We start from the raw sequence: 12,685 nt of genomic DNA, 5'->3' as shown, positions 1-12,685 counted from the left end.
TTTGTTTCGTTATTACTATTTTAGTTAATACAGGGTTGAAAGGTTAAGCGCGAGCTTCTTGAGCGTCGTCTTCTTGGTCGCATTGATTTGGAATCGTGCAACCTTGGCCTTGTTGCGGTAAGTAGGCCGCGATGGCTTTAGGGTATAACCAGCCACCAAAACATGCGCCAGCAATAGGTGCAAGAATAGGTACGATAAAGTAAGGGATGTCCCTAGCACCTGTAAGTGCGTACTCCCAGCCGGCAAAGTAAGCGAATAATTTAGGTCCGAAGTCACGTGCTGGGTTCATCGCAAAGCCTGTCAGTGGGCCAAGAGAACCACCGATGACAGCAATAAGAATACCAATAAGCAATGGGTTCATTGCGCCGCGTGAAGCGCCATTATTTTCATCGCCCAAGGCTAAAATAACAAACATCAGTACAGCAGTAATCACGAATTCTACTGCAAAAGCGCCGAAGAAAGAGAGAGGCGTGTGGGTAGGTAGAGAAGATACCCGCTGTTGCTAGCGCATCTTGGCTGCTACGGGCGAAGTTATGTGCGATCTCGTAATCAGTGAAAAGGTTGCTGTAAAGGGCGTATACGAGCGCCGCCGAACAAAACGCACCAAGTAGCTGCGCGATAATGTAAGGAATTACTTTCGCTTTATCGAAACCGTGGAATGCGGCTAATGCAATGGTGACTGCTGGGTTGATGTGTGCTCCCGATACACCCGCCGTACAGTAAATAGCAATGGCAACGCCAAAGCCCCACATAATGCTGATTTCCCATTGCCCAAATGTTGCTCCAGTTAACACTAAAGCTGCCACGCAGCCAACGCCGAAAAAGATGAGAAGCCCGGTACCGATAAACTCGGCTAAGCATTCACCTAGAAGTGTAGGTTGTTTGTTCGTGTTCATTTTAAATAGTCCTTTGTCGTTTGTGCTTATCTAGCACGGTGATATTGTGCATATCTAAACGATATCGAAAACAAACGAACATTAAAAATGAGCGTTTGAGCATAAAAATGTTAATTAAACGCGCTTTGATTGTTAAATAACGCATCTTTTAGAACAAAAGTGAACTTTATTTGAGCGTCTATGTTCGAAGGGGAAATAGAAGAGGGGGCTAAATTAACCTTGAACCGGATATTGTTCAACTGGTATGACAAGTTTGAGGCGCGAAGTGTGAAGGGGGTTATCTATTGATGAAGAAGTGGACATACGGTATCGCAGGCATAAAAAAGGGCTGGCGAGATACGCCAACCCTAAATGTTCATTTGGTTAACAACCTGTTTAGTTGTTGCTGTGAAGTTCGCTGTTCAGCTCTACTGCACTCTTGTTAGCTAGACACTCAATCTGACCAGTTACAGAGTTACGACGGAACAGAAGATCGGATACGCCTGCTAGGTCGCGCGCTTTAACCACTTCTACTTCGTTACCTGAAGAATCAAGCATGCGAACCTTCGCACCTGCAGTCACATAAAGACCAGATTCAACAGTACAACGATCGCCTAGAGGGAAGCCAAGGCCTGCGTTTGCACCGAGTAGTGAGTTCTCGCCAATAGATACTACAACAGTACCACCGCCAGAAAGTGTACCCATGATAGAAGCACCACCACCAATGTCTGAACCGTCACCGACAACGACACCTGCAGAAATACGGCCTTCAACCATGCTTACGCCGGTTGTACCTGCGTTGAAGTTGATGAAACCTTCGTGCATAACTGTTGTACCTTCGCCCACGTGAGCACCAAGACGTACACGAGAAGTATCAGCAATACGAATACCCGCTGGTACCACGTAATCCACCATTTTAGGGAACTTGTCTACGCAGTCTACGCTCAGTGCACGGCCAGCTAGGCGAGCTTCAATTTGACGATCAGCCAACTCAGGAAGATCGATTGGGCCTTCGTTAGTCCATGCAATGTTGTGTAGTAGGCCAAAGATACCATCAAGTACCGTACCGTGAGGCTTCACTAGACGATTAGAGATAAGCTGTAGTTTAAGGAAACCTTCTGCTACAGAAGCTGGCTTCTCGTCCGTCGCTAGAATAACCAGTACAAGTGGCTGCTCTGAAGACGCTGCTTTTTGAGCGAATGATGCGTTTGCAGCATCGCCATTAGCTTCAAATGCTGCCGCTAGGTCAGCACTTTGAGCTGCAGAGATCTCGATAGCTTGGTTGCCTTGCTCGTAACCACTCACTTCTTTCAGTGCTGCGATAAGTGCATCGCTAGGGTTTAGAACTGGGTTAGGGAAGAATGCTTCAATGATTTTCCCATCACGGTTTTTGGTTGCCGTACCGAAGGCTGCTGAAAAATAAGCCATGTTAAATCTCCATGTTTAAATTGCTTTAATGGACAGCTCATTGCCGTCACATGATAAATCTTTGCGATGAGGACATCATAAAGAGAGCCCCCTGTTTATGAAAGGGGGCACGACAAGAAAGTCTGTAAACCGATACGGTTTGTCTCTTTAGAGATATGTTTGTCTGTTAAGAAATGTTGCTGTGTGGAAGTGCTGAGCCAGTTAGTTCACTCGCTGCATTAGATAAACAGCGCCTTGTAGGCTTGTTCAATTCCCTCTATGAGCATCTGCATGCCGATGACGGCAAGGATCAATCCCATCATTCGAGTAATCACGTTCAGAGCGCTTGGGCCAACCGCTTTGACAAAGCGCTCCCCAAACACGAATAGGAAATAGGTCAACGCACACAATAAGCCAAAAGCAACGATGGTGATAATAGTTTCATAGAAACCGCTGGTAGTGGCGAAGTTCATCGCTGTAGCAATCGTGCCAGGCCCAGCCAGTATCGGCATGGCCAAGGGAGATACAGCAACACTTAGCGCCGCATCTTTTTGCGCATCCGAATTCGCTTTCTCTTTAGTTTTTCCATGGGTAGAGTCACCTTGCAGCATATGAAAGCCAATGAGAAAGACCAAGATTCCTCCGGTAATGCGCAGTGCATAAAGCGTAATCCCGAATAGGTCGAAGATGACTTTTCCCGATATAGCAAAGGTGGCAACAATGAAGAAGGCAATAAGTACCGAACGAAATGCGACGGATTTTACCGTATCTCGGTCATTGCCATTGGTGAGACCAAGAAAAATAGGCGTGTTAGCGATAGGATTCATTATCGCAAAGAAGCCCATAAAAACGGTAATGGTATGAATGATTAGCTCTTTCATATTATTCCTTTAATAAAGATAGAGATAACTTAGATACTACTGTAAGAGTGAGCAGAAAACAGCCAGTTTATATTCGTACGAATAAACGACGACAAACACTCTAAGCAGCGGTTGTTTGCAACGGGGAATACAAAAAGCCCGAAGCAGTGCTTCGGGCTTTGATATAAGACTTTACTTAAAACTGATTGGCGTGCGCTTTGCGCTATAGCTTATGCTTTATGTTCTCTTTATAGAGAGTTCCAACCATTACTTACCTATTGAGCTAAGGTAAGTTTAAGCAGAGATTACTTGCTTAGGTCTTCTGCGTGCTCAGATAGGAACGCTGCAACACCTTTTGGAGATGCGTCCATACCAGCTTTACCTTCTTCCCACTGTGCAGGACAAACTTCACCGTTCTTCTCGTGGAAGTTTAGTGCGTCTACCATGCGTAGCATTTCGTCGATGTTACGGCCTAGTGGAAGGTCGTTAACTACTTGGTGACGAACAACACCTTCAGCGTCGATTAGGAAAGAACCACGGAAAGCAACGCCTGCTTCTGGGTGCTCAACGTCGTATGCTTTACAGATTTCGTGCTTAACGTCAGCAACTAGTGGGTACTTAACTTGACCGATACCGCCATCTTCGATAGCAGTGTTACGCCATGCGTTGTGAGAGAATTGAGAATCGATAGAAACACCGATTACTTCAACGCCTTTAGCTTGGAAATCAGCTAGACGGTTGTCGAATGCGATTAGCTCAGATGGGCAAACGAAAGTGAAGTCTAGTGGGTAGAAGAAAACAACCGCTTTCTTACCTTTAGTGAATTCTGCGAAGTTGAAGTTATCAACGATTTCACCGTTACCTAGAACTGCTGCAGCAGTAAAGTCAGGGGCTTGACGACCTACTAGTACCATTTTTTTGCTCCTAAAAAGTATGGTTAGTTCCAAACCAGACGATTGTGTCTTGGTTTAGTCCGTGTTTATTCGCGACAAACTATAGTACAGGTTGTAGTATAGAAAAAAGCGAAATAAATAGATTAAGTTAATCGAAAAAAGCGATAAGACTAAATCTATTATAGAGATCAATTTTTCCCAGTGAATTATCAATAGAATTATGAATAAATGGCCAAGTTTGAAGCAGTTACATTACTTAGTCACGCTTCACGAAACCCGCCACTTTGGCGACGCCGCCGATAAGTGTTTTGTTAGCCAATCTACTTTGAGTAAAGGTATCCAAAACCTTGAAGAGCTGATTGGTTGTCCTTTATATGAAAAGAAAGATAAAAAAAGCCCATTAGTATTTACCCAAGCGGGAGAACTGGTGGTGCAGCAAGGCCGAGAGTTATTGGCGAAAGGGCAAGATCTGGTCGAGTTGGGTAATCTATGCCAAGGCGACAAAATGCAAGGCCAGCTTAAAGTGGGCTGTATTCCAACGATAGCGCCATTTTTGTTGTGTGACTTTGTTCAAGAGGCCAATGCGCGATTTCCCCAGCTTAACTTGCTACTAAGAGAAGACACGACCACCAACCTATTAGAGGCGTTGCGCCATGGTGAATTAGATGTACTGATTTTGGCGCTTCCTGTCGAAATCGACGGAATGCAAAGTAAGGTGGTTGGACAGGACCCGTTTCGGATGGTGATTAGCCGTAATCAAGCGGATGGGATTCGTGTGCCAATTAAATACGATGACTTACCCGATGAGTCAGTATTCCTATTAGAAAAAGAGCACTGTCTTACAGAACATGCGGTATCAGCCTGTAAATTAACGGAAAGAGAAAAGATCAATCCATTTACTGCAACTAGCTTGCACACGCTCGTGCAGATGGTTGCGAATGGGCTGGGGACTACGTTTATTCCTCAAATGGCGATTGATCATGGATTACTGGACAACCAAAACTTGGTCGTTATCGATCCCCCTGGCCAACAAGCTTATCGTGATATTGGCTTGGTTTGGCGCCCGAGTTCTTCACGAGTGAACACTTTCAACCAATTAGCTGATGTTGTCTCGGAGCTACTATAGAGTTTGGTCGTAGCCACTTTTATTTGGTTTTTACCCTAAAAAGCACACTGTAATTGGTGTGCTTTTTAGCATTTTATTCTGTCAGTTAACTTTAACTTGTAAAATTTCACAAGTAATCTTGATTGAAGGTTTCATTAAATTGTGAAATTTCACAATGTAAATTTTACATATTTGAGTAAAGCAGTTGTTTAAATATGCATACTCATCACTATGCCCAACTCGGTGGCATATAGCTTTCCCTTCTATTTTTTATTTCATACATTCGTTTGAAACGGTTTTACTAGTCCAATTTTACTGTAATTTTATTACGTAACTACTTACATTTCTAGGGCTAAAATCAAGCACTTGTTTCAAACGGAATAAAACTTCGAATTTAACCTTTTGTTAACTTTAGGTCTTTTACTCTAATGGATGTTGGTATAAGTTAAATAAAGGTTCTGTAAGACTTATGTCTAGTTCCGACAGTCTTGAAAAACCTTCTCTACTAAGTGAAGGTATAGACAACAAACAACAAGAAATGCTCAAAGCGCACTGATAACAGAAAATGTAAATTGTAGTTTTATAGTTACAAATGTGTTTTTGAGAGGTTTTAGGATAGGTCTAAGGATAGATAGTTATGCTTGCTCCAGTTTCAGAAAACACACAAGAGAAAAGAACAATAACAGCCGAAGCCCAAGAAGGCATGCTTGAGGTTGCTGGTACCCTTTCGCCAGAACACCAAGCTATTTTCCCTGTTGAAGCCCAAACCCTTTTGTCTCTGCTGTGTGAGAAGTTTGCCGATAGAGTCGATGACTTGTTGATGGCTCGTGAAGCCCGACAGGAAAAAATCGATCAGGGTGAACTGCCTGATTTCCTAGAGGATACGCAAGATATCCGCGAAGGAAGCTGGAAAATCCTAGGTATTCCAAAGGATCTGCAAGACCGCCGAGTAGAAATCACTGGTCCGACAGACCGTAAAATGGTGATTAATGCGTTGAACGCGAACGTAAAAGTGTTCATGGCGGACTTCGAAGATTCGATGGCACCGGCTTGGGGTAAAGTATTGGATGGTCAGATTAACTTGCGTGATGCGGTGAATGGCACCATCAGTTACACCAACCCTAGCAATGGCAAGCACTATCAATTGACTGAAGACCCAGCGGTATTGATTTGTCGTGTGCGTGGTCTGCACTTGAAAGAGAAGCATGTACTTTTCAACGGCAAAATCATCCCTGGCGCTCTTTTTGACTTCGCGCTTTATTTCTATAACAACCACAAAGCGCTGTTGGCTAAAGGGAGCGGTCCTTACTTTTATGTCCCTAAACTACAGTCTCATACTGAGGCTAAGTGGTGGAGCGATGTATTCCATTTCACTGAGGAATACTTCGGTTTAGATACGGGAACGATCAAGGCGACGGTTCTGATAGAAACGCTTCCAGCAGTGTTCGAAATGAATGAAATCTTGTTCGCGCTAAAAGAGCATATTGTCGGCCTGAACTGTGGCCGCTGGGATTACATTTTTAGCTATATCAAAACGCTGAAGAGTCACCCTGAACGCGTGCTGCCAGACAGACAGGCAGTGACCATGGAAAAGCCGTTCCTTAATGCATATTCACGTTTACTTGTAAGAACGTGTCACCAGAGAGGGGCATTTGCGATGGGAGGTATGGCCGCCTTTATCCCAGCAAAAGACCCTCAGGTGAATCAGCAAGTGCTCGATAAGATCCGCAATGATAAATCATTGGAAGCGAACAACGGACATGATGGTACTTGGGTTGCTCACCCTGGGTTGGCAGATACCGCGCTTGAAGTGTTCGACAACACCTTTGGCGAGCGTATAAACCAACTGGACATATCGCGCAGTGAAGATGCACCGATCACTGCAGAGCAACTCTTGGCCCCTTGTGAAGGGGAGCGAACTGAACAAGGTATGCGCCATAACATTCGTGTTGCGCTGCAATACATTGAAGCGTGGATCTCTGGAAATGGCTGTGTACCGATTTACGGCATGATGGAAGACGCAGCGACTGCTGAAATATCGCGAGCTTCAATCTGGCAATGGATTAAACACAATAAGTCACTCGATAACGGCCAAGTTGTCACCAAAGACTTGTTTGAGCAATACCTTGAAGAAGAGATCCAAGTCGTTAAGCAAGAAATCGGTGAAGAGCGATTCAACAGCGGGCGTTTTGATGAAGCCGCTAAATTGATGGCGAAACTCACCACCAGTGACGAGCTGACTAATTTCTTAACCATTCCAGGTTATGACTACTTGGACTAACAGATTTTGAGTAATACCGATTAATCCTGATTAATCAACGAACAACATTAATAACCAATAACGTGAAATCAGTTTTCGAATGCAGAGAGAGATGTACTGCTGAGGAAATGGAAGACCATCGCACCCGTCGTTGACCAGAGAGTTGACACGCCGTGCACCAAAATGAGGGATAGACCATGACATTAACTCGCCGCCAACAAATAGAAGCTTTGGAAAAAGACTGGGCAACTAACCCACGTTGGAAAAACGTAAAACGTACTTACACTGCAGAAGAAGTAGTAGAACTTCGCGGTTCAATGGTACCGGCTAACACTATCGCGCAACGCGGTGCTGACAAGCTATGGTCATTGGTCAATGGTTCTTCTAAGAAAGGCTATGTGAATTGTTTGGGCGCACTGACTGGTGGCCAAGCAGTACAACAAGCGAAAGCCGGTATTGAAGCGATTTATCTATCGGGTTGGCAGGTTGCAGCGGATAACAACACTGCATCTACCATGTACCCAGACCAATCACTATACCCAGTAGACTCAGTACCTGCGGTAGTGAAGCGCATCAATAATTCGTTCCGCCGCGCAGACCAGATTCAATGGGCTGGTGGCAAGACACCGGAAGACGAAGGCGGTATTGATTACTTCCTACCAATCGTTGCAGATGCTGAAGCTGGCTTTGGTGGTGTACTGAACGCTTATGAATTAATGAAGAACATGATCGAGTCTGGTGCTGCGGGTGTTCACTTTGAAGATCAACTTGCGTCAGTGAAAAAATGTGGTCACATGGGCGGTAAGGTACTTGTTCCAACTCAAGAAGCGGTGCAAAAGCTGGTTGCAGCTCGTCTAGCTGCTGATGTGTCAGGAACCACAACGTTAGTTATTGCACGTACCGATGCTAACGCTGCAGACCTGCTTACTTCAGATTGCGACCCTTACGATCGTGACTTTATCGAAGGCGAGCGTACGGCAGAAGGCTTCTACCGAGTGAAAGCGGGTATCGACCAAGCAATTTCTCGCGGTTTGGCTTACGCACCATATGCCGACCTTATTTGGTGTGAAACCGCGACACCTTGTCTAGAAGAAGCGCGTAAGTTTGCAGAAGCGATTCATGCAGAATACCCAGACCAGCTATTAGCTTATAACTGTTCGCCATCGTTCAACTGGGAGAAAAACCTAGACTCTGAAACGATTGCTAAGTTCCAGCAAGAGCTTGCGGACATGGGTTACAAATACCAGTTCATTACGTTGGCGGGTATTCACAACATGTGGTTCAACATGTTTGAACTGGCACACGCTTATGCGCAGGGTGAAGGTATGCGTCACTACGTTGAGAAAGTTCAGCGTCCAGAGTTTGAAGCTGCAGAGAAAGGCTACACGTTTGTAGCGCACCAACAAGAAGTGGGTACAGGCTACTTCGACCGAATGACGAACACCATTCAAGGTGGTAATTCATCGGTAACAGCATTAACGGGCTCTACTGAAGAAGACCAATTCTAAGTTGGGCTAGTTGACCCCTACGAATAATAAAAACTGCGACACTTTTTGAGCGGCTTCGGCCGCTCTTTTTTTAATCTTCGAGTTCAAGTTCTTCTGGTTCTGAATCTTCTTGCAGTTCTAGCAGGTTAATGGCGATAGAAACAAAATCGCTGTCGGTAATAATGCCAACCAACTCTCCTTTATCTACCACAGGCAAACAGCCGACTTTATGTTTTTGCATGTACTTAGCACTTTCTTTTAATCCCGCAAAAGGCGAAGCGGTCATAATGCTGGTGTGCATGACATCATTCAGTGGTGTGGCGAGTGTGTAGGAGTTTTCGGAAGGAAGTTTTTGCAAGCTAGATTCTTGCGCTGAGAGAATATCTCTTTGAGTAATGATACCAAGCAGTTGCCTGTCTGCATCTACGACTGGGATATGGCGAATGTCGAGCGCTTCCATCATGTGTTTGGCATCGGCGAGGGTATGAGAACGTAACAAGGTATGAGGGTTACGCGTCATCATGTCTTCAACCTTGATCATAGCAGCCTCCTGAGTGTTCTTATTGGTATATAACAAGCTATGTGGGTATGAATTAAATATAGTTTCTTTCCCTATGCTTAACTGGGAGCTAGTTCGTTTTTGTTGTAATTACCTTAAAAAAAGTGTGGCGAAATATGTCGTCAGAAAATGCTGTTTTTGAGGCGACTCAATACCTGCCTGTAGCACATGCAGATTTACAATATTTGACATCACAATCCTTGCTATTCAAGCAGGGAAACCTATACTAGTCGGCTGCGAAAAACTCGTCGTCTGTTTGTGACAGAATCAGTTCGACTCATCACGACATTTAGAAACCACGACAAAAGATTAGTACCATGCAAGTATCCGATTTCCACTTTGATTTACCTGATGAGCTGATTGCTCGTTACCCTCAACCAGAGCGTACTTCTAGCCGTTTATTGCAGTTAGATGGCAACAGTGGTGAGCTAAGCGATGGCACATTTACTGATGTATTGGACCAAGTCCAACCGGGTGATCTGGTGGTATTCAACAACACGCGCGTTATTCCTGCGCGTATGTTTGGCCGTAAAGAATCGGGCGGTAAACTTGAGGTTCTGGTTGAACGTGTATTGGACGAGAAAAGTATTCTTGCTCATGTTCGCTGCTCTAAGTCACCAAAGCCAGGCTCAACCATTTTTATTGGTGAAAACGACGAGTACTCGGCACAGATGGTGGCACGTCATGACGCGCTGTTTGAGCTTAAGTTTAATGCTGAGCAAAATGTCCTAGCGGTTCTTGAAGAAATTGGCCACATGCCGCTTCCACCTTACATCGACCGACCAGATGAAGACTCCGACAAAGAGCGCTACCAAACCGTCTATAATGAAAAGCCGGGAGCAGTTGCAGCGCCAACAGCAGGGTTACATTTCGATGAAGCTTTGATTGAAAAAATTAAAGCAAAAGGGGTGGAGCTTGCGTATGTGACTTTACACGTAGGTGCGGGTACATTTCAGCCAGTCAAAGTAGACAATATTAACGATCACCACATGCATGCGGAATATGTAGAAGTTCCACAAGAGGTGGTGGATGCGATCAAAGCAGCCAAGCAGCGCGGCGGTCGTATTGTCGCGGTGGGCACAACATCGGTACGCTCACTAGAAAGTGCTGCTCAAGATGCATTGAAGAAAGGCACTGAGTTGGTCCCGTTCTTTGGTGATACAGAAATCTTTATCTACCCAGGTTACGAATATCAGTTAGTGGACTGCTTAATCACTAACTTCCACCTGCCAGAATCGACACTGATTATGTTAGTGAGTGCGTTTGCAGGTTACGAAAATACGATGAACGCCTATAAGCACGCAGTAGAGAACAAGTACCGCTTTTTCTCGTATGGCGATTCAATGTTCATCAACAAAAAAACTGAATAGCTGTATCTTACGCTTCAATAGCTGCATTAACCGAGCTTTTGATGCGTAACATATTAAGCTAATAAGTTTTTAAAATTAATAATTTACGAGTGCTAGCAGTACGCTAGGAATATCAATGGCAAGACTATTGTGTTCTCGCAGGGATAAGCGACCGCTCCTTAAGTAGGGGATACTCCCCTAAATGAATCGTCAGACTGTTTCTCTGGCATATTGGAGGCTTCGTGAAGTTAAAGTACGAACTTAAAAAGACAAATGGTAATGCACGTCGTGGTCAACTAACGTTTGAACGCGGAACAGTGCAAACGCCAGCATTCATGCCTGTAGGTACCTACGGTACGGTTAAAGGTATGACACCGGAAGAAGTAAAAGGCACGGGTGCTGAGATTCTTCTAGGTAACACATTCCACCTATGGCTACGCCCTGGTCAGGAAGTGATGAAGATGCACGGTGACTTGCATGATTTCATGAACTGGCATGGACCAATCCTAACTGATTCGGGCGGTTTCCAAGTATTCAGCTTAGGCGCAATGCGCAAAATCACTGAAGAAGGGGTTCACTTCCGCAACCCAGTAAACGGTGACAAGATTTTCATGGACGCAGAGAAGTCGATGGAAATTCAAAAAGATTTAGGTTCTGACATCGTAATGATCTTCGACGAGTGTACGCCTTACCCGGCGACGCACGACGAAGCGAAAAAGTCGATGGAGATGTCTCTCCGTTGGGCTCAACGTTCGCGCGACCATTTTGACAAGCTAGACAACGAGAACAACCTGTTTGGTATTGTTCAAGGTGGTGTATACGAAGACCTACGTGATGTATCCGTTAAAGGTCTGACTGATATCGGCTTTGATGGATACGCAGTTGGTGGTTTGGCTGTAGGCGAACCAAAAGAAGACATGCACCGCATCCTTGAACACACGTGTCCGCAACTACCTGAAGATAAGCCTCGTTACCTAATGGGTGTTGGTAAACCTGAAGACTTGGTTGAAGGCGTTCGTCGTGGTATCGACATGTTCGACTGTGTGATGCCAACGCGTAACGCACGTAATGGTCACCTATTTGTGACTGGTGGTGTGATCAAGATCCGTAATGCGAAACATAAAACAGATACAACGCCACTCGATCCGCATTGTGACTGTTACACTTGTCAGAACTATTCTAAGTCGTACTTACACCACTTAGACCGTTGTAATGAAATCTTGGGTGCGCGTCTTAACACCATCCACAACTTACGTCATTACCAACGTCTGATGGAAAGTATCCGCAGAGCGATTGATGAAGATCGCTTTGATGAGTTCGTTGAAGAGTTTTACGCTCGTCGCGACCGCGAAGTACCGCCTTTAGGTAAGTAATTGAACTGCCGCTTGGTTATGTAATAAACAGCCAAGCGGTAATTTTATAATTGTTAGGGTTTACTGATTTCTATTTTGTCGACGGCGCTCCCACTTTAGGGGCTCCAAGGCTTGAAAGTAGAGGAATTTAGCCCAAGTTATTGGACTATCAATAAAAAATAATAGAGGACGTATTAATGTTTATTTCTCAGGCTCACGCAGCAGCAGAAGGCGCACCAGCAGGTGGCGGTTTTGAAATGCTAATCATGCTTGGCATGTTTGCTGTTATCTTCTACTTCATGATCTACCGCCCTCAAGCTAAACGTGTAAAAGAGCACAAGAACCTGATGGCTTCTATGGGTAAAGGTGATGAAGTTCTAACTAGCGGTGGCCTAGTGGGCAAAATCACAAAAATCGCAGAAGACAACGACTACATCTCTATCGAGCTGAACGCGAACAACGAAGTTGTTATCAAGAAAGATTTCGTTACTGCAGTGCTACCTAAAGGTACGCTGAAGTCTCTATAAAACAGCTAGAG

10 protein-coding genes and 1 pseudogene are annotated in these 12,685 nt (G+C 44.8%); 6 read left to right on the top strand and 5 right to left on the bottom strand.

Going from position 1 to position 12,685, the window contains the following annotated elements:
• Positions 1 to 43: 43 nt before the first annotated feature.
• The 4 genes and pseudogenes from ACXABW_RS11910 to ACXABW_RS11895 all read right to left on the bottom strand — a co-directional run bounded on the left by ACXABW_RS11910 (position 44) and on the right by ACXABW_RS11895 (position 4,056).
• Positions 44 to 896, bottom strand: a pseudogene (locus tag ACXABW_RS11910) (MIP/aquaporin family protein).
• A 375-nt stretch (positions 897 to 1,271) separates the two neighbouring features.
• Positions 1,272 to 2,303, bottom strand: a complete 1,032-nt coding sequence (dapD, locus tag ACXABW_RS11905; protein ID WP_457522853.1) for a 2,3,4,5-tetrahydropyridine-2,6-dicarboxylate N-succinyltransferase — start codon at positions 2,301 to 2,303, stop codon at positions 1,272 to 1,274.
• A 218-nt stretch (positions 2,304 to 2,521) separates the two neighbouring features.
• Positions 2,522 to 3,163 carry a MarC family protein gene (locus tag ACXABW_RS11900; protein ID WP_457522852.1) on the bottom strand — a complete coding sequence of 214 codons (642 nt, stop codon included), beginning with the start codon at positions 3,161 to 3,163 and terminating at the stop codon, positions 2,522 to 2,524.
• A 284-nt stretch (positions 3,164 to 3,447) separates the two neighbouring features.
• A complete protein-coding gene (locus ACXABW_RS11895) occupies positions 3,448 to 4,056 on the bottom strand; it encodes a peroxiredoxin C (protein WP_252027987.1) in 609 nt (202 codons plus the stop codon).
• Between the two features lie 199 nt (positions 4,057 to 4,255).
• Here ACXABW_RS11895 and ACXABW_RS11890 point away from each other — a divergent pair, with 199 nt between their 5' ends.
• From ACXABW_RS11890 to aceA, 3 genes are all read left to right on the top strand, one after another.
• Positions 4,256 to 5,161 carry a hydrogen peroxide-inducible genes activator gene (locus ACXABW_RS11890; protein WP_457522849.1) on the top strand — a complete coding sequence of 302 codons (906 nt, stop codon included), beginning with the start codon at positions 4,256 to 4,258 and terminating at the stop codon, positions 5,159 to 5,161.
• A gap of 616 nt (positions 5,162 to 5,777) precedes the next feature.
• Positions 5,778 to 7,421: a malate synthase A gene (aceB, locus tag ACXABW_RS11885; protein WP_457522847.1), complete on the top strand. Its 1,644-nt coding sequence runs from the start codon at positions 5,778 to 5,780 to the stop codon at positions 7,419 to 7,421.
• Positions 7,422 to 7,597: 176 nt separating this feature from the next.
• Positions 7,598 to 8,908, top strand: coding sequence for an isocitrate lyase (aceA, locus tag ACXABW_RS11880; protein WP_252027984.1), 1,311 nt, complete (start codon positions 7,598 to 7,600; stop codon positions 8,906 to 8,908).
• Between the two features lie 70 nt (positions 8,909 to 8,978).
• Here aceA and ACXABW_RS11875 read toward each other — a convergent pair whose 3' ends face one another.
• On the bottom strand, positions 8,979 to 9,428 hold the full coding sequence (locus ACXABW_RS11875; RefSeq protein WP_457522846.1) for a CBS domain-containing protein: 450 nt from the start codon (positions 9,426 to 9,428) through the stop codon (positions 8,979 to 8,981).
• A gap of 335 nt (positions 9,429 to 9,763) precedes the next feature.
• Between ACXABW_RS11875 and queA the strand changes: the two genes are divergently transcribed.
• The 3 genes from queA to yajC all read left to right on the top strand — a co-directional run bounded on the left by queA (position 9,764) and on the right by yajC (position 12,674).
• Entirely contained in the window at positions 9,764 to 10,816 is a 1,053-nt protein-coding gene (gene queA / locus ACXABW_RS11870; protein WP_457522844.1) for a tRNA preQ1(34) S-adenosylmethionine ribosyltransferase-isomerase QueA, read from the top strand.
• A 221-nt stretch (positions 10,817 to 11,037) separates the two neighbouring features.
• The gene (tgt, locus tag ACXABW_RS11865; protein WP_252027981.1) at positions 11,038 to 12,168 is read left to right on the top strand and encodes a tRNA guanosine(34) transglycosylase Tgt; all 1,131 of its coding nucleotides are present in this window, start codon (positions 11,038 to 11,040) and stop codon (positions 12,166 to 12,168) included.
• A 176-nt stretch (positions 12,169 to 12,344) separates the two neighbouring features.
• A complete protein-coding gene (gene yajC / locus ACXABW_RS11860) occupies positions 12,345 to 12,674 on the top strand; it encodes a preprotein translocase subunit YajC (protein WP_252027980.1) in 330 nt (109 codons plus the stop codon).
• The last annotated feature ends 11 nt before the right edge of the window (positions 12,675 to 12,685 follow it).

The sequence above is a fragment of the Vibrio paucivorans genome, from assembly GCF_054053395.1.
The sequence above is the reverse complement of the archived record's forward strand: the minus strand, read 5'-3'. Positions and strand labels throughout refer to the sequence as shown.